This is a genomic window from Marinobacter sp. NSM (assembly GCF_052380025.1).
Taxonomy (GTDB): domain Bacteria; phylum Pseudomonadota; class Gammaproteobacteria; order Pseudomonadales; family Oleiphilaceae; genus Marinobacter.
This window is the reverse complement of record NZ_JBQTCK010000001.1, coordinates 69,104-90,424: the sequence shown is the minus strand read 5'-3', so window position 1 is coordinate 90,424 and position 21,321 is coordinate 69,104. Positions and strand designations below refer to the sequence as shown.

The 21,321-nt window shown below is 58.7% G+C and carries 18 protein-coding genes; 8 read left to right on the top strand and 10 right to left on the bottom strand.

From position 1 onward, the window contains the following. The first annotated feature begins 55 nt into the window (after positions 1–55). Positions 56–802, top strand: coding sequence for a CsiV family protein (locus ACTZWX_RS00430; RefSeq protein WP_444712283.1), 747 nt, complete (start codon positions 56–58; stop codon positions 800–802). On the opposite strand, the gene ACTZWX_RS00425 is transcribed toward ACTZWX_RS00430, so the two are convergent. Genes ACTZWX_RS00425 through ACTZWX_RS00405 form a run of 5 tightly spaced genes read right to left on the bottom strand, consistent with a single transcriptional unit; the run spans position 786 to position 4,981 of the window. Beyond that, positions 786–1,574: an S-methyl-5'-thioinosine phosphorylase gene (locus ACTZWX_RS00425; RefSeq protein ID WP_444712282.1), complete on the bottom strand. Its 789-nt coding sequence runs from the start codon at positions 1,572–1,574 to the stop codon at positions 786–788. The genes ACTZWX_RS00430 and ACTZWX_RS00425 overlap by 17 nt on opposite strands. Next, positions 1,558–2,763 carry a mechanosensitive ion channel family protein gene (locus ACTZWX_RS00420; protein ID WP_444712281.1) on the bottom strand — a complete coding sequence of 402 codons (1,206 nt, stop codon included), beginning with the start codon at positions 2,761–2,763 and terminating at the stop codon, positions 1,558–1,560. The genes ACTZWX_RS00425 and ACTZWX_RS00420 overlap by 17 nt, the downstream gene beginning before the upstream one ends. 23 nt (positions 2,764–2,786) lie before the next feature. Further along, positions 2,787–3,296 carry a L,D-transpeptidase family protein gene (locus ACTZWX_RS00415; RefSeq protein ID WP_444712280.1) on the bottom strand — a complete coding sequence of 170 codons (510 nt, stop codon included), beginning with the start codon at positions 3,294–3,296 and terminating at the stop codon, positions 2,787–2,789. Between the two features lie 50 nt (positions 3,297–3,346). Then, positions 3,347–4,024: a TetR/AcrR family transcriptional regulator gene (locus tag ACTZWX_RS00410; protein ID WP_061331848.1), complete on the bottom strand. Its 678-nt coding sequence runs from the start codon at positions 4,022–4,024 to the stop codon at positions 3,347–3,349. Between the two features lie 60 nt (positions 4,025–4,084). Continuing rightward, complete coding sequence (locus tag ACTZWX_RS00405) at positions 4,085–4,981, bottom strand: hypothetical protein (protein ID WP_444712279.1); 897 nt, start codon at positions 4,979–4,981, stop codon at positions 4,085–4,087. Between the two features lie 157 nt (positions 4,982–5,138). Here ACTZWX_RS00405 and ACTZWX_RS00400 point away from each other — a divergent pair, with 157 nt between their 5' ends. Beyond that, on the top strand, positions 5,139–5,762 hold the full coding sequence (locus ACTZWX_RS00400; protein WP_444712278.1) for a riboflavin synthase subunit alpha: 624 nt from the start codon (positions 5,139–5,141) through the stop codon (positions 5,760–5,762). Between the two features lie 4 nt (positions 5,763–5,766). On the opposite strand, the gene ACTZWX_RS00395 is transcribed toward ACTZWX_RS00400, so the two are convergent. The 5 genes from ACTZWX_RS00395 to ACTZWX_RS00375 form a co-directional block, all read right to left on the bottom strand. Next, complete coding sequence (locus ACTZWX_RS00395; protein ID WP_444712277.1) at positions 5,767–6,900, bottom strand: class I SAM-dependent methyltransferase; 1,134 nt, start codon at positions 6,898–6,900, stop codon at positions 5,767–5,769. 185 nt (positions 6,901–7,085) lie between these two features. Then, entirely contained in the window at positions 7,086–8,153 is a 1,068-nt protein-coding gene (locus tag ACTZWX_RS00390) for a methyltransferase (protein WP_444712276.1), read from the bottom strand. Between the two features lie 144 nt (positions 8,154–8,297). Then, positions 8,298–8,471, bottom strand: coding sequence for a hypothetical protein (locus ACTZWX_RS00385; RefSeq protein ID WP_444712275.1), 174 nt, complete (start codon positions 8,469–8,471; stop codon positions 8,298–8,300). 124 nt (positions 8,472–8,595) lie between these two features. Beyond that, on the bottom strand, positions 8,596–9,273 hold the full coding sequence (gene can / locus ACTZWX_RS00380; RefSeq protein WP_444712274.1) for a carbonate dehydratase: 678 nt from the start codon (positions 9,271–9,273) through the stop codon (positions 8,596–8,598). 65 nt (positions 9,274–9,338) lie between these two features. Then, positions 9,339–14,219, bottom strand: a complete 4,881-nt coding sequence (locus ACTZWX_RS00375; RefSeq protein ID WP_444712273.1) for an NAD-glutamate dehydrogenase — start codon at positions 14,217–14,219, stop codon at positions 9,339–9,341. 165 nt (positions 14,220–14,384) lie between these two features. Here ACTZWX_RS00375 and ACTZWX_RS00370 point away from each other — a divergent pair, with 165 nt between their 5' ends. The 6 genes from ACTZWX_RS00370 to ACTZWX_RS00345 are packed head-to-tail and all read left to right on the top strand — an operon-like array spanning position 14,385 to position 21,314. After that, complete coding sequence (locus ACTZWX_RS00370) at positions 14,385–15,347, top strand: AAA family ATPase (RefSeq protein ID WP_061331841.1); 963 nt, start codon at positions 14,385–14,387, stop codon at positions 15,345–15,347. 32 nt (positions 15,348–15,379) lie between these two features. Next, a complete protein-coding gene (locus tag ACTZWX_RS00365; protein ID WP_444712272.1) occupies positions 15,380–16,318 on the top strand; it encodes a DUF58 domain-containing protein in 939 nt (312 codons plus the stop codon). Beyond that, complete coding sequence (locus ACTZWX_RS00360) at positions 16,315–16,782, top strand: DUF4381 domain-containing protein (RefSeq protein WP_444712271.1); 468 nt, start codon at positions 16,315–16,317, stop codon at positions 16,780–16,782. The genes ACTZWX_RS00365 and ACTZWX_RS00360 overlap by 4 nt, the downstream gene beginning before the upstream one ends. Beyond that, positions 16,779–17,798: a vWA domain-containing protein gene (locus tag ACTZWX_RS00355; protein WP_444712270.1), complete on the top strand. Its 1,020-nt coding sequence runs from the start codon at positions 16,779–16,781 to the stop codon at positions 17,796–17,798. The genes ACTZWX_RS00360 and ACTZWX_RS00355 overlap by 4 nt, the downstream gene beginning before the upstream one ends. After that, the gene (locus tag ACTZWX_RS00350) at positions 17,791–19,593 is read left to right on the top strand and encodes a VWA domain-containing protein (protein WP_444712269.1); all 1,803 of its coding nucleotides are present in this window, start codon (positions 17,791–17,793) and stop codon (positions 19,591–19,593) included. The genes ACTZWX_RS00355 and ACTZWX_RS00350 overlap by 8 nt, the downstream gene beginning before the upstream one ends. Further along, entirely contained in the window at positions 19,587–21,314 is a 1,728-nt protein-coding gene (locus tag ACTZWX_RS00345; RefSeq protein ID WP_444712268.1) for a BatD family protein, read from the top strand. Before ACTZWX_RS00350 ends, ACTZWX_RS00345 begins: the two co-directional genes overlap by 7 nt. The last annotated feature ends 7 nt before the right edge of the window (positions 21,315–21,321 follow it).

Here is a 21,321-nt window from a genome sequence, read left to right as displayed (position 1 = left end):
CGACTCAGGTGGAGTAAGACTATTGCAAGCCCAGCATTTCTGTTTACGGCACACAGTGATCGGTGCCCTTCTGGCAGCGGCCTTCATGCTCACCCCGACCACCCTGATGGCCCAGAGCCAGTCAGGCAATTCACCGCGGGACTACTACCGAGCGGAATTCGTTATCCTGGAACGACTGGTTGACCCGTCCGGCATTGAAGAAAAAATGTCCGGCAAACAGGTTGAGCCCACCATTCGCCCCGACAAAGCCCTCTGGGTAGACCAGGCCGATGGTCGCCGGCAATCCGATCTGAAGCTGGTTCCACAGAGTGAGCTGCACCTGAACCAGGCTGCCCGACGGCTTGAAAACAGCGGTAACTATCGGGTACTCGCGGCCACGGGCTGGTACCAGACCTTCCCGCCGGATTACGACGGCGAGCCGCTTGAGATTGCGCTGGGAGACTGGCTACAGCAAGCGGGCCTGCGAGCGGTGGAAGGCCACATCACCATTGACCGCCAGCGGTTCCTGCACGTGGGCATTCATCTGAACCACTGGATGATTGACGAGAGCGCGCCGCGAGTTATGCAGGTAACACAGAACGTTTCAGAAGACGCCATGGAGCCTGGCGCCTCGGAAGCATCAGACCCATGGCCAGGCACAGAAGGCGACGCCAGCTTCGGCCTGTCCGAGACAACCACGCCGGCTTCACCACTTCAACTGATCACCTGGATCAGGGAAACCCGCCGCATGCGCAGTGAGGAAATCCACTTCATCGACTCCCCCACTATCGGCGTACTGGTGTTCTTCAAGCGGGTGGAGTGAGCAGCTCAAGCTGACCAAGACCGGCCATTGAGCGCTCAAGGATCAACCGGACCCCGGACATTCCCTGCTCAATGGCCGCTTCAATCTCGGCCATGGTAATGATGTGGTCGGATTTGCCCGCCGCCCAGTTCACCACCAGGCCCAGACTCACGTAGCGCATTCCCAGTTCCGCCGCCAACACCGCTTCCGGCATGCCGGTCATACCCACGATATCACAGCCATCACGCTCCATTCGGCGTATCTCTGCTGCCGTTTCAAGCCGCGGCCCCTGGGTGGCGCCATAAACACCAAAGTCCGAGAACGAAACCGCCGCCTCCTTTGCGGTGGCAACCAGTAACGCCCGGGCCTGCTCGTCGTAAGGCCAGGTGAAATCGATGTGGGTGACGTGCTCCAGCTCCCCTTCAAAAAAGGTACTGGGGCGGCCCCAGGTGTAGTCAATCAGTTGATCAGGAATGACCACATGGGCCGGCCCCATCTCAGGGTGGATGCCGCCAACAGCGTTAACACCCACCAGGGTGCGGACACCAGCATCGTAGAGCGCCTGGATATTGGCCCGATAGTTAACCTCGTGGGGCGGAATCCTGTGCGGGTTACCGTGGCGGGCCAGGAAAGTCACCTTCTGCTGCCCCAGCACACCATGAACCAGGGCGGAAGACGGCTCCCCCCAGCGGGTGGATACGGTTTCCTCACCCACAATGGTGAGATCACTGAGGCTGGTCAGCCCGGTTCCACCAATGATACCAACCGGCTTGCTATCAGCGACTGCTTTCATTCTGTTTCTCCGCCTGTGTTCCTGAGTCTTGCCCCCGGCCATCCTTGCTGGCTGGCTCAGACGCTGACTGCTCCTGATTGTCGCCGCAGACTTTTACGCCGTCCGGCAGGTGCAGAGTGCGTGTCGGGAAGGCGATTTCCGCACCGTGGCTTTCAATAATTTCACTGATTTTCAGCAACACGTCTTCCTTGATCTCATGGAAACGAACCCACTGGGTAGTCTTGGTAAACGTGTAGACCATAATGTCCAGGGAAGACGGCCCATATGCCAGGAAATTGACAATCAGAGTGCGGTCCAGGTCAATCTCCTCGTGGTTTTTGAGCATGTCACGAACATCATCGACAATCTGCTTCATCGAACTGATATCGGCATAACGGATACCAATCGTCTCTGAAATCCGACGGTTAAACATCCGCGACGGGTTTTCCACCGCAATCGTGGTAAATGCTGCATTCGGCACATAGAGCGGGCGCTGGTCGAAGGTCCGGATAGTGGTCAGGCGCCAACCAATGTGTTCCACCGTACCTTCAATACTCCGATCCGGCGAACGCACCCAGTCGCCCACCTTGAACGGTCGGTCCAGATGGATGATAAAGCCACCAAAGAAGTTCGCCAGCAGGTCTTTAGCTGCAAAGCCAACGGCAATACCGCCCACACCACCAAAGGCAAGAACCCCGGAGATACTAAAGCCGAGGGTCTGCAATCCGGTCAGAGCCGCCGTGATGATGATCACTGCCCTCAGCAGTTTGCTGATAGCGTTCACCGTGGTGTAGTCCATCGGTTTGCGCATTTTCATGGGCGAGGTGAGTATCTTCTCCGCTTCTTTGACCAGCCTGAGCATGGCCCAGACCAACACCCAGACAAATCCGATCTGCAACAGCGTACCGTTCGCCTTGAAGATTTCAGCATCGGAGAAGTGGTGGGCCACCTCAGCTGCCCAGTAGACCCCCTGCAGCCAGATAAACGCCACAACCGGCTTGCGGGCGGCATGGAGCACAGCGTCGTCCCACAGATTACGGGTGGCACTGAATTTATTCTCCAGGGCAACGATCACGCGGGACGCAATGAATGCCGCAGTGGCCGTTGCAAACACCAGCATGAAAATCAGAATACCGGCACGCCACCCTTCCGAAAGCATTCCGAAATCTTTTATCCAGCTGTTCAAAATGCTTAATGCTTCTCCGATCATCGTATCTCTCTGAACGTCAGTAATTAAAGAATCAAGACCCGTGTGCCCGGCGCAACGCGTTCAAACAGGTCCGCAACGTCCTGATTGCGCATGCGAATGCATCCATGGGAGCGGGCAACGCCCATAGGCTCGGTATCCGGCGTGCCATGGATGTAGATAAAGCGGCGAAACGTATCGACTCCTGGCCCACGATTACGCCCCCATTCACGGCCGCACAACCAGAGAATACGGGACAGGATCCAGTCCCTGTCTGGGTGCGCCGCGGCCACCTCTGGCGAATAGCGCTCACCGGTGGGCCTGCGCGCGATAAACACCGTGTTCAGCGGCAGGCCGCGGCCGATCATGGCCCGCACATAGTGTTCACCGCGAGGTGTGCAACCGCTGGCGTTACGCTCCCCGGGACCATTCAGGGCCGTGGATATCCGGTAACGGGCTAACGCCTGCCCGCTGCAATCCACCAGCACCAGGGTCTGGTCGGTGATGGAAATCTCAATGTGCGAGATCAGGCTGGATGGTGTGTGTACAGGGGGCACGGCTCCCTCCGGTTAAAAACCAGAGGGAAGCCTACCCGAGGCGGGGAACCTCAGGCAACAGAGACTTTGCTCTCAGGTGGCGGAGTCAGCAATTTATCGGGCGCTTGCATGCCGGCTGCCAGGAATGGCACCAGCCTGGCGGCAATCTCCTGCACGGAGGTTTCAACACCCAGTTTGTTCTGCAGGATATCCCGCAAAGCATCACTGCTGGACATGGTGAACGCCGTGGCTCCCAGCATGAACTGGATGCGCCAGTAACGGTCAACGGCGGTGAGTTCCGGCGTAGCCTCTTTGAGCAGTCGCATGAACCGGCCAAACGGCTGGCTGTATTCCTGCTCCAGGAACTTTCGCAGATGGCCCTGGGACTGGGTGTAAGCCAGCCCCAACAGGCGCATGAAGATGGAAATGCCACGCTCATTGCGCTGGGGCATCCGTATGGCACTCTCAGTGAGCGCCCAGAGGGTCTGGTTTAGCGTGGGGGGATTGCCGTCACACCGCTCTTCCAGGTCGTCGAAGGCGGTTTCCAGAGTCGCCGAAAATGGCGTCAGAAATCGGGCAAAAACCGCGTGGATCAACGCGTTTTTAGACCCAAAGTGATAATTGACAGCGGCCAGATTTACTTTAGCCTTACTGGTGATCATCCGGAGTGATGTTTCGGAGAACCCCCGCTCGGCAAACAGCTCCTCAGCAGCGTCGAGTATGCGGTCAACGGTATCAGACTGCGCCATGTTGTTTTCAGTGCCTCTAGCAAACGTCTGTTTGAAACATACGTTTGAAGACCCACCATGTCAAGTTCGCTCGGCCGGCACCGCGGCAACCGATTGCCAACCCTTATCGATGGCTTCCTGATTACCATCGAAAAACGCCTGCTGAACGCGGCTGTACGCCTTTTCTGCTTCCAGCATGTAAATCAGATACAGGCGCACATACTCCCGCCGGACAAGTTGCCTGGCCAGAACCCGCTGTTCACTCAAGCGGATAATATCGCTGAACCTGGGATGCTTCAGTGCAGGGTTATACTCCGCCATCCTGGCGCATTGCCACACCAACCCCTCCTTGCCTTCCAGATGCTCCACGTGCTTCCGGGCATCACGCAGCAGGCGCTGCCGCTTAACCACAAGGTCCAGATAGGACGGCTTCTCAGTGTAGATCCGCCGGATGCTCGGCACTCCCAGCAACAGGATGATAACGAAGGCTCCAAAGCCACCACCGGCAATCCAGGCCGGGATGAAACCGGTGAGCCCGGAGAGAAAAATGGTGGCGGCCACCAGTGCACTGAACACCCACAGGTCGCGACTCCGGCGGGCGGCAGCCATCTGATAGTTGGCTGGCCAGTCAGACATCGACAACAGGTCGAAATCCATCAGCAGCACCCGATCACACTGGCGCAGCATCAGTCTTAGCTTGCGCTGCTTTGATTCCGCCAGCGCTTTCTCTATGTCACCCTGTGACTCGCGCCCTGCCTCGTTGTCCTGCTCATCACCCCCCTCCTGTTCGGCGGGCTCCGGGGTTCGATCAGACTCCGACCGCGCCGCCTCTGATGCTTGCAGAGCCGCAGTGCGCTGAGCCGAGTTCAGGGCAGACCCCGCAGCGTCGGGCACCGGATCAGCCGCACGGCCCGGCCTCAGGACCGCGCCCGGAGCGTTGGCATCGTCTGTCGGGTTCTTTGCTGTTTGCTCAGCCATGAGGCCACCTTATCGGTTCGTTCCTTTTGCAAGTATCGGCCAATACGACTGTTTCTTGAATGTCCTGTTTGCCGACGCTTGTTCAGCGGGCTTTCTTGGCAACCGAACCGGCCACCGGTATCCTTGCTCGATCACATCAGGGTTCAGGAGCACCACTATGTTTACCGGTATTGTTCAGGGTATCGCCAAAGTCACCGAGATTATTGCATCACCGGGCCTGAATACTCTGGTAGTCGACTTTCCAGGGGCACGGGTTGAAGGCGTGACCATCGGGGCGTCGGTTGCCATTAACGGAACCTGCCTGACGGTCACTCGACAGGACGGAACCCGCCTTTATTTTGACGCCATGCAGGAAACCCTACGCCTGACCACACTTGGGGAGCTATCCCCCGGAGACACAGTAAACTTTGAACGGGCAGCTCGAATTGGCGATGAGATCGGCGGCCACCTGCTCAGCGGCCACATTCATACCACGGCTACCCTGGTGGACATCGTTCGGCCAGAGAATAACGTAACGTTGTGGTTCGAACTTCCTTCAGAGTGGCAAAAGTACGTGTTCCCGAAAGGCTATATCGCCATCAACGGCGCCAGCCTGACCATCGGCGAGGTTCAGGCGAACCGGTTTAACGTGCACCTGATCCCGGAAACCCTGCGCGCCACCACGTTCGGAAGCGCTGAGCAAGGGCAAAGGGTGAACATTGAGGTAGACAGCCAGACCCAGACCATCGTAGACACCCTGGCCCGGCTCGGCTACGACCGGCCGCCGACAGCCGGGAGCTGAGGGTTCACAGGCAGGCTTCAAAAACGACGAAACGCGGGCTTGCCGCCCGCTGTACCACACTGCTGAAATAGCGTTTCAGGGAGCGGTGATACCCCAGGTGGCGATTCCCCACCATCAACAAGGTGCCCTCGGGTTCCAGGTGCCGGGCAGCATCCCGGAATAGCCTCAAGGCGATGTGATCGCCTACTACCCCACCCTCATGAAACGGCGGGTTGAGCAGAATCAGCTGATAGTTTCCCGCGCCCCTGTCGACGCCGTCGGAATGGCAGACGCTGGCCCTTGCTTCAAACCCGCAACGCATCAGATTATGCCGTACACTCGCCACAGCCTGGGCGGACACATCGGCAAATTCCACACGGATATCGTCGCGGCAGGCCAGTGCCGCCAACCCCAGAACACCGTTACCGCAAGCCAAATCCAGTACCCGGGCACCCTTTGGGAGCCGGGCAACGGCAGGGGCTACAAGTGGCAGCAATTCACGGGTACCAATGTCCAGACGGTCCCGGGCAAACACCGCAGGCATGGCCTCCACGGCGACTGGAACGTCCGGAACGGAATAAGCTTTCCACAGCCCTGACCAGCCCGCCAGGCTTGCCTCTCCCCGGCGACAGGCCACAACACGCGCCTTTTTGCGCGCTGGCAGAACCGCTTCCCTGGGCATGGCTTCGGCAAATACGTCAACACTGCGATCTGGAAGGTGCTTGATCATGCCCCCGGCAAGCAGGCAGCCATTGCCTGCCAGTGCGGAATTCACCCAGCGCAGCAGCCACGCCAGGTATTCGCTCTGACGCGGCACACGCATGACGATCAGGTCAAAGGGCCCCTGCGGTGGATTCAGCCAACTGGCCAGCTGTGCAGGGGAAGGTATACCCGGATTCAAAGGAGCGTTAGTGCTCAATGCACCCTCAAGAACTGCGCTGTCTGCCACCGATACCGGTGCGTAGTCAGACAACCCGAGCGTAAGTGCGCCAAACTGGTCATCTACCACCAATACGCGATCGCCAGCGTGCACTCGGCGTATGGCTTCATCCAGAAGCAGCTCATCCGCTGCATCCCAGGCACGTAAGTTCGGGTCACTCACGCCGGGGCGACAGAGCACTCGCTGACCAGCAGAGAACTCTAACGTTGCGGTTGTCATTTTGGGCACTCTGTTTCAGGTTTGATGAAAATGACCGGTTTTAGGCTGTTTACTCTAGAAAATAATCCTAAGTTAGAGCTGTTCACGCCGAACACCCTTTCCGGTTACGTTGTCCGGCTATTCATGCCCGGACGAATGGCACTTTTCCGGAGATACACTTTTGCCCCTTACCCCAGGGGCTTTTTTTATGGGCGCAACCCGGCACTGGCGCGGCGAAAAGCCCGATAAACCGTAAAGCGACGATCCTGAGCCAGTCGCTCTACCGGCCCGATATGCCGCTGGATGTCGCCCTCATAGGGCAGGAAGCTGTTTGCCACCAGGCGCAACTCCCCTCCGGGCACCAGGTGACCGGCCACATCCCGGAGAAACTGCTCGGTCATGGACGTGTCGGTTTTGACCCCGCTGTGGAACGGCGGATTGGTCACTACCGCCTGCCACCGCCCTTCAAGGGTCGAAAGCCCGTCGGCAGCGTAGATCTGGCCATGCAGGCCTGCCTTGGCATAGGTGGCTTCGGAACAAAGCACAGCCTGGGCCTGGACATCCACGCCGTCCACTGTCACCGGTGAGCGCCCCTGCCGCTTGGCAAAGCCCTGCAACCAGCTACCGATCACGCCGGCGCCGCAGGCAAAGTCGAGCACGCGCTCCGCCTTCAAGGGCGACTCCGCCAGGGTTTCAAGCAGCATCCGCGTGCCCGCATCCAGCTCCCCTTCACTGAATACCCCCGGCAGTCCAGCCACGGCGATTTCAACGCCTGCACACTCGAGCTCGCTCCAGCTGATCCATTCACGAACATCAAACACCGACAGGGGCTGACTATTGGTGCCGACCCAGACCTGACAATGCCGGGCACTGTCCACCTTGCCCGTATCGGAAGCCACTTCGTTGAACTGTTTGACCGCACCACCGATGCCTTCTTTCTTCTCGCCAATCAGCACCAACCTGGCGCCTTCACAACCCAGAAACCGAGCCATTGTCAGGCGCAAAGCCAGCTCCGCCCGGGCCTTGGGCAGAAAAACCACAACCGTGTCGTAATCTGCGGCGGCCAGACCATCGGTGTCGTAGCCAAAACAGGTCTTCCAGCCAGACCGCTGTGCCAGTGCGCTGTATACGCCCGCATGCTCACTCATGGCCAGGCCACTGTCACCACATTGGAACAGTACAAGAGGCTCAGTAACACCCAGTAAGGCAAGCCGTCCCTGTAACAGATCGCGGTTACGAAGAAGAACGTCGTGGGTATTGGTCAGTGCAGACATGGATAGCAAGCCCGTTGGAGATCGTAAAAGGCGTTATGCTAACCGGAAAAAAGCCCTGAGTCTGCCATCGCGGCACATCAGGGCTTTATCAGAAAGGGAAACGGAGCAGAAAATCAGAACACCAGTGGGCACCTGCTGAAGGCCTTACTTGTATCGAGCAACGGTGCCGACACGCAGTGCATCTTCCGGTGACATTCCCCAGTCTTCCTGGGGGCGGGGTTCGCTTCGCTTGCTGTCCTGCCGATTACTGTTCATGGTCGTGGCCGCGTTTCTGCGAGCTTCGATTGCACTCAGGGCCTTTTGCATCAGTTCTTTCATGGTCACCTCCCTCATTACTACAGTAACTACTGTACCAAACACAGGGGTGACCATCTGTGATGACGCCAAGGGTCAACAAGTGACGCTCGTCACGGTTCTTTGACACTTTTTGACATTTAAGGTGTCATGTTTTTTGACGACCTGACCGAACGGGTCGCTCCACCAGCGCCTGAAGGTTTTTCTGACGAACCTTCTCCCGCTCCTCTTCACCGGTGATCGCCAGCCCCATGTCACGCAGCAGGCCATCGGCCACATCGTAGACAAATCCATGAACGGTCAGGGGTTGGCCACGGCGCCATGCCTCCAGGAGAATGTTGTTCTGGCACACGTGGGCTACTTGTTCCAACACGTTCAGTTCGCACAGGCGGTCCACCCGGTCCTCAACCGTCAGCAAGGCATCCAGAACGGACTGGTGGCGGTCCCGAACATCCTGTACATGGCGCAGCCAGTTTGAAATCAGGCCGAAGCCCTCGTTCAGCAGAGCTGCACGCACCCCACCGCAACCATAGTGGCCAACAACCATGATGTGTTTGACCTTCAGCACGTCGATCGCAAACTGAAGTACCGACAGGCAATTAAAGTCCGTATGCACCACCACGTTCGCCACGTTGCGGTGCACAAACAACTCCCCCGGCATAAGATTGACGATCTGGTTAGCCGGCACCCGGCTGTCTGCACACCCAATCCAGAGATATTCCGGCGCCTGCTGGTTCTTCAGGCGCTCGAAAAACTTCGGATCGCCCGATTTGATGCCGTCCGCCCAGGCACGGTTTCTCTCCAATAAATGTTGCAGGTGTGGCATTTACACGTCTCCCGGCCTTGATTCCCGCCCGGGATTGAACGGGAATCAACGGCATAACGCAAGAGTCAGTTGGTTTTGGCGTCTTCGGGGGACTGGTGCATGGTGCTCTGGGCCAGGTCCAACAGCTCCCGCAGAGCCACTGAAAACATTGCGTATTCGGGCTCCCGGGCACTCTTCAGCTCGGCCAGCATGGCTTTCCAGCGATCAATCATGGGCTGATGCTTCACCTGCCAGGCGTCCACACTGTTCATGACATCCTCGGGTTTTCTGGCCAGCTTAAGGACGCCCGTCGTCAGGGCCCGTTGCTGCCAATCCAGATCTTCCCGGAAGCTCTCACGGGCCAGCGCCTGCCAATGGGAATTCGGTGTCAGCACCGCAATGGAGTTGGCGAACCAGTTCAGATCAAGCCGCTCACCCAGGTCGTAGTACAGATTAGCCACGGTTTTCAGCGGCATACCCGTTGCTTCCTGAGCCTCGATGATACCCAGGGACGAGTACAGATACCCGGTACCCGCCAGCACCTGAGCGAGGTCTTTTGGCAGGCCCGCGCTGGACAGGTCGGAATGGCGTTTTTCCCAGACGGCACAAGCCTGTTCACCCAGGTACTCTGGCAGGCTGGACGTAATCGCCCAGACGCTGTCGGCAAAGCGTTCCATATGGCTCTGGATATTGAGCTCTGCGCGGTGATTGCGAAGCAGCCAGCGCACAGCCCGTCGCATCAGGCGCATCAGGTCCTGCATCAGTTCTATCTGCAAACTGGCGGACACATGGTAATCCAGTGCTTCAATGCGGTCCCACCAGTTGTCAATGCGGAAGACGTCGCGGGCAATAATCCAGGCCAGGGCAATGGATGCCGCATCCGCGCCCGTTGACTGGTTCAGCCGCTCGACAAAGGTGATACCCATGTGGTTAACCATATCGTTGGCAATCTGCGTTGCGATGATCTCCCGCCGCAACTGGTGCTCGCCAAGCTCCGAGGAAAACCGCTTGGTGAGTTCCTTCGGGAACACCTTGTACATTTCCCCGGCCAGCAGCGGGTCATCCGGCAGGTCGCTGTCAATCAAGGTCTGCTTCAGGTCGCCTTTGACATAGGAAATCAGCACCGACAATTCAGGTCGGGTCAGGCCCTTCTTGGCCAGCTTGCGCTCGGACAACGCTTCGTCGTCCGGCAGAAACTCCAGATCCCGGTTCAGCTTGCCCTGCCCCTCGAAGGTATTCATCAGCCGGCGATACTCTTCCAGGCGTGGCGCCGTGTCGATACTGGCAATGCTGATGGCCTGGGTCTGGCGGTAGTTATTCTTGAGCACCAATGCGGAAACATCGTCGGTCATTTCTTCGAGCATGATATTGCGCTGCTTGCCGGTGAGATCGCCCATGGCGACCGCACGATTGAGCAGGATCTTCATGTTCACTTCATGGTCCGAGCAATCCACACCACCAGAATTATCGATGAAATCGGTATTCAGCCGACCGCCTTTCAAGGCGTACTCGATGCGCCCGAGCTGGGTAAAGCCCAGGTTACCGCCCTCTCCGACCACCTTGCAGCGCAGCTCACCGCCGTTGACCCGAAGGCCATCGTTGGCTTTGTCGCCTACATCGGAGTGACTTTCAGAGGCAGATTTCACATAGGTGCCAATACCACCCACCCAAAGCAGATCCACTTCCGCCTTAAGAATGTGGCTAATCAGCATATTGGGCGGAACACGGTCGGCCTTGATACCCAGCAGCTTTTTCATCTCCGGGCTAACCGGAATGGACTTGGCGCTCCGGCTGAATACGCCACCCCCCTTGGAAATCAGCTTGGCATCGTAGTCGGTCCAGGCTGAACGGGGTAACTCAAACAGCCGCTTACGCTCCTTGAAGCTCCTTTCAGCATCCGGGTTGGGATCGATGAAAATGTGAATGTGGTTGAAGGCCGCTACCAGCCGTGTTTTCTCGGAGCACAGCAATCCATTACCGAAAACGTCGCCGGCCATGTCGCCAATACCAATGGCGGAAAATTCGTCTACCGCGGGGTTGATGCCCATTTCGCGGAAGTGCCGCTCAACCGACACCCAGGCACCCCGGGCAGTGATGCCCATTTTCTTGTGGTCATAGCCATTACTGCCGCCGGAGGCGAACGCATCGCCCATCCAGAAGCCGTATTCGGCCGCCAATCCGTTGGCAATGTCCGAGAAGGTCGCCGTGCCTTTGTCCGCAGCAACCACCAGATAGTGATCATCGTCATCGTGACGGATCACCCGCTGCGGCGGCTCAATGGCCGAATCCACCAGATTGTCAGTGATATCCAGCAGCCCGCGAATGAAGGTTTTGTAGGCAGCAATACCCTCCGCCTGGAACGCCTCGCGGTCCGAAGGATCTGGCAGGCGCTTGGCCACAAAACCACCTTTCGCGCCAACAGGCACGATGACGGCATTCTTCACCTGCTGGGCCTTGACCAGGCCCAGGATCTCAGTGCGATAGTCCTCGAAACGGTCGGACCAGCGCAGGCCACCACGGGCCACTTTACCACCACGCAAGTGCACACCCTCAACCCTCGGCGAGTACACGAAGATCTCGAACATGGGCATGGGCAACGGCATGTCCGGTATCCGGGTTGGGTCAAACTTCACGCTGATGTACGGCTTCGGCTGACCGTCGGCATCCGGCTGGTAATAATTGGTGCGTAACGTGGCCTGCATCAGTTCCATGAACAGCCGCAGCACCCGGTCTTCACTGAGGTTCTCAACTTCATCAAGGCCGGCATTGAACTCAATTTCCAGCTTCTGCTGAGCTGCCTCGCACTTGCCCCGGCTCTGGAACCGGTCCGGATTGAAACGGATCTCAAACAACTCCAGCAGTGTCCGGGTCAGATTGACGTGGTTCACCAGGGTGTTGGAGATAAAGGTCTGACTATTGGAGAAGCGGATCTGGCGCATATAGCGGGCGTAAGTCCGCAACAGCGCGATTTCCCTCCAGCTCATGTAGGACGACAGCATCATCCGGTTGAAGGCGTCGTTCTCCGCCTCACCGTGCCATACTCGGCGGAAAAGCTCCTCGAAGATCGGGCGAATGCGATGAATGTCGACCACGCTGCCGGAATGAGCCTGCAGGGTGAAATCGTGAATCCATACCGCCTTGCCGGTACGGTCGATGACCTCGAAAGGGTGCTCTCCGATGACACGAAAGCCGAGATTGTCGAAAATCGGCATCACATCCGACAGGGGCAGCGGTTCATCCGGATAGAACAGCTTGAAGTGCAAGGTGCTCTCGTCTTCCTCCAGCGCCCGGTAAAAACTCATGGCCAGGTCATCGTTACGGGCCGAGGCGACAATGTGCTCCAAATCAATAGCCGCCCGCCGGGGAGAGAACATATCGGTATAGCTCGCTGGGAAGCCACCGGCCCAGACCCGGTACATATCGTTACCGTATTCCTCTCCGTAGGCTTCACTTAGCGCCTCATACAGGCCATCACGCCAGGATTGCGCCAGTTCAATGACCTTGTCCCGGATTTCCGCCAGCGGCAGCTGCCGGTTTTCAACCTGCGGCACCCGGATGGTGAACTGTACCCGGGCCAGCACCGATTCGGAGAAGTGGGTAACGAATTCGATGTCTTCCGCTTCCAGCCGGTCCAGCAGTACCTGCTCAACCTTCAAGCGCAGCTCGGTGTTGTAGATATCACGGGGAAAGAACGCCAGGCAGGTTACGAACTGGCCGTAAACGTCTTCGCGCATGAACAGCTCGATCCGCCGACGCTCCTGGATGTACAGGATACTCTTGGCCACCCGCAACAGTTCATCGGTTTCAATCTGGAACAGTTCGTCTCGGGGATACAGAGTGAGTATCTGCTCCAGCTCCTTGCCTGCGTAGTCATCGGTCAGGAAACCGGAACGCTTCATGACACTCTGGAATTTGCGGCGCAGCAGGGGGATTTCATCGGGCCGCTCGTTGTATACCCTGGCGGTGTACAGCCCCAGGAACCGGCGCTCACCGACCACTTCACCTTTACTGTTGAATTTCTTGACCGCGATGTAATCAGGGTACGCCGGGCGATGTACCCGGGAACGCTGTGCCGACTTGGCAAAGATGAAAATATCGTCCGTGCGGGTCATCTCGTGCCGGGTTCGCTGGGGCAGCTCATTCAGGCGAACCTTGTCAGGGCGTTCGTTGTTGACCCTCAGAATGCCCAGCTCCGAATTTTCAACCCGGCGGACCACCATGCCCTGTTTGTCCTTCGCGAAGTCATACTCGTCATAGCCCAGGAACGTGAAGTGATCTTCCACCAACCACTGCAGGAAGGCCCTCGCCTCCTGCTTTCCTTCGTCACTGATGCCAGCCGTCGTGGCCTCGAGTTCGGAAAGAATCTCACTCACCTTGTTTTTGACAACCGGAAAATCCTCCACGGCAATCCGCACTTCGTGGAGCACATTCTGCAGGGCATCCTCAAGGTTACGCAGATCTTCCGGAGCGCTGTGCCGGTCTATCTCGAGGACAATAAACGATTCGTAGGCGGCACCGGCCGTCGCCTTTTTAGTGGATAGCAATTTCTTGAGCTTGCCATCCTTGTCCCGCTGCACATTCAGGATGGAATATTGAATGGAGTGCGTCCCGATCTCACGCTGATTAATAGCAATTCGTAGCGAATCGATCAGGAACGGAATGTCAGGGTGCAGGATGAAAATGACGGTATGAGTGGATTGCCATCCGTCGCTTTCCAGATCGGGATTGAATACTGAAACAGGTGTCGCCTCGGCATTACGTTTCTGGATAAACTGCCACGCCGCAAGCATCGCACCATAGGTATCTGAAAACCGGCGACTCACCAATTCCTCTAGAGGAACATGCGCATAATGCTGTCGGGCGAATTCCGCGATCTTTTTCGCCTCGGTCTTTGCAATCTTCTCTGAGAACGCATCGGCCAACTGTTCAAAAAACTGATCCTTGCTGGCGATTGTCAGCGCATTCATATTCAACCTCTGGTTTGTGTGAAGTAAACGTAATCAGGGTATCGTCACATAAGCATAGTCAAGCCCTTGATTTTTGCCGGCCAGACACCAAAACTGCGACAACTACTTACGCAGAATTTCGTCCCGCGCCCGCTGGACTATCAAGAACCAAGAGCAAAGAATTTCATGTCGTTACAGCAAACGTTTGGTGACCTCCGTGCGCAACTGGCAAAACGCATCATCGGCCAGGAGAAACTGGTAGACCGGCTGCTGATTGCCTTGCTGGCTGATGGCCATTTACTGGTGGAAGGCGCCCCCGGCCTGGCCAAAACCACCGCCGTAAAAGCACTCTCCGACCACCTTGAGGGTGATTTCCACCGTATCCAGTTCACCCCGGATCTACTTCCGTCCGACGTCACAGGCAGCGAGATCTATCGGGCTGAGACGGGCCTGTTCGAGTTCCAGCGCGGGCCCATCTTTCACAACTTGGTACTGGCCGATGAAATCAACCGCGCACCAGCCAAGGTTCAGTCCGCCCTGCTGGAAGCCATGGGAGAGCGCCAGATCAGTGTTGGCATGCAAACCTTCGCATTACCCAAACTGTTCATGGTGATGGCCACCCAGAACCCGATCGAGCAGGAAGGCACCTACCCGCTGCCGGAAGCCCAGCTCGACCGTTTCCTGATGCATGTGGTGATTCACTACCCGTCTGCCGATGCCGAGAGACAGATTCTGCACCTTGCTCGCAGCGACTACCGTCAGGGAATCCCGAACGTAGACATTCGTCTAACAGAGGATCAGGTGATGTCTGCACGCCAGGCGGTATCGGACATCTACATGGCAGAACCGGTCGAGCAGTACCTGTTAGCCCTGATTCTTGCCACCCGGGATGCCGCCAGCCTGGACCCGGAACTGGCCCGCTGGACCGCGTTCGGCGCCAGCCCCCGCGGCACCATTGCGCTGGACCGCTGCGCCCGCGCCCTGGCCTGGCTGGACGGCAGGGATTACGTCACACCGGACGATGTTCGGACCATGGCCTTTGACGTGCTTCGGCACCGGATTTTGCTGACCTTTGAAGCCGAGGCTGAAGGCATGACCGCAGACACCGTGCTCCAGAGACTGATTGACCAGGTTCCGGTGACAGCCTGAAGTTACCTGCAGCAGGAGGCAGTAACGACAGCATGGCTAACCCAATTCCCGCCACCCACATCACCTTGCAGGAGCTGGTGCGACTCCAGGCTGACGCCCGGGCACTGAAGCTGCCTTCGGCACGGCCGGTGCGGTCCCGCCAGTCTGGCCTCCGGCAATCTCGCCAGCGAGGCCGTGGAATGACCTTTTCCGAAGTTCGTCAGTATCAGCCCGGGGACGACATCCGGAGTATCGACTGGCGGGTAACCGCCCGGCGTCAGGCTCCCCATACCAAACTGTACGAAGAAGAACGGGAGCGACCGGTTCTATTGATCGCTGACCTGGGCCCAACCCTGTTTTTCGCCAGTGCCGGCGCCTATAAGCAGGTACGTTGTGCCCAGCTCACAGCATTGCTCGCCTGGCTGGCGTTGTGGGCCGGCGACCAGGTAGGTGGGCTGGTGTTCAACAACGGGAAACTGGAAGTACTGCGCCCGGCTCGGCGTCAGAAGTCGGTACTGCGCCTGCTGGACCAGCTGGCCGGCCTGCAGCACCGGTCGGACTCACCGCCCGCCCCGTCCGCCGCTAACGAACACCGGCTTGATACCGCACTGGCAGAGGCCCGCCGGGTGGCCCATACCGGCAGTCGGATTTTTGTGATCAGCGATTTCATGACGGTAACAGACACAACAACCAGCCTGTTGGGCGCACTGGCCAGGCACAACAGCGTCAGCGCCATCCGTATTCTTGACCCTCTGGAAAATGAGTTACCAACTAGCGGGCGTTTCGCCGTTGCAGGCCCGGATGGCCCCATCTGGTTCGACGCCTCCAACCCGGCCTTCCAGAGGGCATGGCGCGAAAAAGTAGCCACCCATGAACAGCAACTGGGTGACTGCTTCCGCACCTCCGGGGTGCAGGCAGCCACGGTGTTGACTCAACAGGAACCTGCCGCCGCACTGCGTATCTTGCTGGGTCCGGGAGGTCGTATCGGATGAACGAACAGGATCCACTGGCCCAACTACGGGATATCCACCTTCCGGACACGGGCGGAATCTGGCCGCCGGCACCTGGCTGGTGGCTTCTGGCGATGCTATGCGCCGTTGGCCTTGTAGCCGCGGTGATTCTTTGGCGCCGACAACGCCGACATACAGCATGGCGCCGTGAAGCCCGTCGTCTAATGGCCGATCTTGAAGCCCGTGCCAGCAAGACCCCGGACTGGTTCAGTGAACTCAATGCATTGCTGAAGCGGGTGGCGCGGCGGAGCCACCCCGGACAGAATCCGCAAGCCATGTCTGGCGAGCAGTGGATCGCCTTTTTGCTGGCAACCGCGCCGAGCAACCGGATTGCCTCTCGGCCGGTGGTGGAAGCCATGGTGATCAGCACCTGGCAACCCAACCCAACGGCCAACCCACATCAGGCGCTGGATTTCGCCACCCTATGGCTGGAGGCGCAGTTATGATGAGCCTCGCCCACCCCTGGCTTCTGTTATTGGCGTTGCTACCGGCACTGCTGATGGTCCGCCGGCATGGCAAGCAGGCGGGCGACGCACCGGTGATTCCTGTCGGCCATTGGCTTTCCGGGTTGCCCGGCGTCAGCAGCAGTGGTCAGGCAACACCCCGATGGCGGCAGCTACTGTTGTTGCTGGCCTGGCTGTGTCTGGTCGTGGCCATCGCCAGGCCCCAGCATGTTGGCGAGCAGATCCAGATGCCGGTCAGTGGTCGCGACCTGATGCTGGCGGTGGACATCTCCCCGAGTATGGATGAGAAAGACATGGTCCTGCACGGTCGTGGCATCGATCGGCTGGAGGCGGTAAAACGAGTACTCGATGAGTTTATTGACCACCGGGAGGGTGACCGGCTCGGGCTTATCCTGTTCGGCACAGAACCCTATGTGCAGGCTCCCCTGACCTTTGACCGGGAAACCGTACGCACCTTGTTGCATGAATCCGGCATAGGCATGGCCGGAAGGGCCACCGCCATCGGCGATGCCATCGGACTGTCGGTCAAACGACTGCGTGATCGGCCCCAGGACCAACGGGTGGTGGTAATGCTGACAGACGGCGCCAACACAGCTGGCCAGATCACGCCGGACAAAGCCACCGAGATTGCCCAGGCAGCCGGCGTCAGAGTCTATACCGTCGGCATCGGAGCGGATTCCATGGTCCAGCGAGGACTGCTGGGAACCCGACGGGTCAACCCCTCCCGCGACCTGGACGAAGACCTGCTGACCCGAATGGCCGAGATGACCGGCGGGCGATACTTCCGGGCCCGCAGCTTGCCGGAACTCGAAATGATCTACGACAGCATCAACCAACTGGAGCCCATTGAACAGGAGGGGCAATTCTATCGCCCCGTCACCGAACTCTATGTCTGGCCTGCCAGCGCAGCGATTGGCTTATGGCTTATCCTCTTGGCAACAAGGTTAGGCGCGGGTCTAAGGCGCAAGGCGGATAATCAGGAGGCAGACCATGGCTGATTTTCACCTGATCCGCCCACTTTGGCTGCTGCTGGCGCTGACCATTCCCCTGCTTTACCTGATGCGCCATCGGCTCCGGCAAGGCGGTACTGGCTGGGAGCAATATATCCCGCCAGCGCTGCTGAACCCATTGATCCGTCGCCAGGGCCAGCAACCCGGAGCCCGGACCATCCCTCCCCTGCTACCACTCAGCCTCGGCATCCTCGCCCTGTCGATAGCACTTTCAGGCCCCAGTTGGCGCCAGGCACCAACGCCGTTGAAACAGCCCGAAGACAGCCTGGTGATTGTATTGGACCTGTCGTTATCCATGTTGGCCACGGATGTTGAGCCAGACCGGCTGACTCTGGCCAAACGCAAGATCCGGGACATTCTGGCCGCCCGGGAAGGCGGCCTGACCGGACTGCTGGTGTATTCTGGTGATGCCCATGTGGTGACACCCCTGACCGAAGATCGCCGTACCATTGAAGCCATGCTCAACGTGCTGGAACCGACCATCATGCCTGCCCAGGGTAATCGGGCTGACCTCGGAATCAGGCGCGCTGTTGAGCTGTTGGAACAGGGGGCGCCGGGCCAAGGTCGGATTCTGCTCATTGCTGATGACGTACCGGCCCGCCACCACAGCGATATCCGCGCCCGGTTGCAAGGCACTCCATACAGCCTGAATACCCTGGCAGTGGGCTCCCGGGAGGGCGGCCCCATACCCCTGGCCAAGCGCGGCTTCATCAGGGATAACGGAAACATTGTCATCACCCGGGCCGATCCGGACAGCCTTGCCAAGCTCGCTCGGGAAAACCGTGGCCTAAGCCACGAGCTGACCCTGGGTGACACCGACATCCGGCAACTGCGACTGCAACCGGAGGTACGTGATGACTGGTCCCGGGGCGAAGATGGCCTGACCGTCAATCGCTGGCAGGATGATGGCTATTGGTTGTTGTGGCTTGCACTGCCCCTGTTACTGCTGGGCTGGCGAAAAGGCGCGTTTGCCATTTGTGCGATGGCTATCCTGCCGCTGACGCTCGCTCCCCGTCCGGTGATGGCCTTTGACTGGGGAGGGCTCTGGCAGCGAGAAGACCAAAGAGGTCCTGAGTTGATCGAGCAGAACCCGGCACGGGCCGCTGATTTACTTCAGAAACCAGGCTGGCGGGGCTCCGCCCTATACCGCGATGGAAGATTCGATGACGCCGCCCAGGCCTTTGTAGACCAACCTGGCGCCGCTGGCCATTACAACCGTGGCAATGCCCTGGCCCGGGCCGGGCAACTGAAGCAGGCTCTCGACGCCTACCAAGAAGCCCTGAATGATCAGCCCGACTTCGAAGATGCCCGGGCCAACCATGAACTGATCAAACAGTTGCTGGAACAACAGCAGGACTCAAGTTCGCAAAACAGTGATCAGAGCCAGGATAATCAGGACCAGCAAGACAGTTCCGGTGACCAGAGCCAGGATTCACAGCAGGGCGAAGGTTCAGAATCGGAACAGAACGATCAGGGCAATGACCCAGGCCAATCCCGGCAGCCAGATGCTGATCAGCCCGATGACACCGATCAGAGCGATGGCGAGCCCGAACCGGACACAGCCGAGGGCGACCCGCAGGAACCGTCCGAGAACACAGAGCAGGACACCGGCGAGCAGACCGCCGAGGCGCCAGCAGCCATCTCTGAGCAGCCCCTCACCCAGGGCCAGGAACAGTGGCTCAGACGCGTACCCGACAACCCCGGCGGACTGCTGCAACGCAAATTCCTGCAGCAACACCAACAACGTCAGACCACAGCAGAAGAGGGCGACACACCATGGTAAAACGCTTTCTAAAAACCATCAGCCGTCTGGGCTTGCTCGTGTTGCTGACAGCCTCCTCGGCCCTCGCAGACACCCTGTCGGTAGAGCCAGACCGCACCCAACTGTATCAGGGGGAAGTCCTTACATTGACGGTCAAAGGCTCGATGAAAATCGACATTAACCTGAACAACCTGTTCAACTTCGACCTGTCTCAGCTGCCATCACCGGATATCGAGAAAGTCGAACCGGATTTCGAGATTCTCGCGCGGAATCAGCGTTACAGCGTGCAAATGGTCAACAATGACATGGTCGGTGAGATTACCTGGACCTACCAGTTGGCCCCCAACCGAACCGGCACCCTGACCATCCCGGAGCTGACGTTCAAAGATGCCAGCTCCTCCCCGGTCACGATCGAGGTAACCGACGGCACCCCGCCCAATCAAACCGCCGCTGCCAGGGACAGCTTTATCGAGCTGGCAGCGGATAAAGCCGAGGTGTATGTACAGGAACAACTGGTACTGACTATCCAGCTGTTCTTCTCCGGCAACCTGATACGGGGCGAACTGTCGGAACCCGAACATCCCGACGCAATCATTGAACCCCTGGGCAAGCAACGGGAATACGCTCGCTACCGCGACGGGGTTCGCTACCGTGTGGTCGAGCGAAGCTACGCCATTTTCCCGCAACAACCGGGTGAGCTGACGCTGTCTCCGATCCGTTTTGAAGGGCAAGCCCGTGATGCCTCCGGCCAGCTCCGCTTTCTGCGAGACCGCCAGGAGCTCTTCGATGTAAGGGTAAAGCCGGTACCCGACAGCTATCCCGCCAATCAAACCTGGTTGCCTGCCAGCCAACTGAGCCTGACCGATGAAGGGCTGCCTCCCTCCGGAGAACTGGACGCGGGCAGCAACCTGAACCGAAAACTGACTCTGGAAGCCGTGGGGCTACCATCCGAAGCCCTGCCAGCGCTGCCCCAAAACGTGCCCGATGCCATCCGCAGCTACCCGGAGCAGCCACTGAGAAACACCGAAACCACCGCTGACGGCCTGCGCTCGACCCTGCAGCAGGTCTCTGCCCTGGTGCCGGTGCAATCCGGCGAAACCGCGTTGCCGGCTATTCGCATTCCCTGGTGGAACACGCAGACCGACGAGCTCGAATACGCAGAATTGCCACCACGCGAATACACGATTTCAGGTGGAAGCGCCGTGGTCGCCGCGCCGTTATCGGAGTCCGGACCAACGCCGGACTCGCTGCCGGAGGCAACCGTGACGATGCCATCTGGCGCGGCCGGGGTTTCACCCTGGTTCATCTCCAGCCTCGTTCTGGCAGGCTTGTGGCTGGCCACGGCAGGATTGTGGTGGTATTCCCGCAAGCGGAATACACCAGCACATCACGAGAGTCATCCGGAGGATGCAAGCGAACAACAGGCTTTCGCCACGCTCAAGGCGGCCATTGATGGCCTCTCAGCCCAGACCACCGGGCTCATGGTGAAATGGGCAAGACTGCGATTTCCCGGTCAGGGTTTCGTCACTGTGGAGGATGTCATCGACTTTAGCGGGGACCCGGGCCTGGCGAAAGCGGTCGGGCGATTTCAGGAAAGGCTGTTCTCCAATCATTCACCATCCCATGGCGACCTGGTGACCAAAGAGCTGACCAGATGCCTGGAAGACCTGAGAAAGCGTCAGGTGGCCCCGACCGACACAGCAGGTTTGCCGCCACTGTATCCGGCCGGCCTGTCACAATGACGGGGCC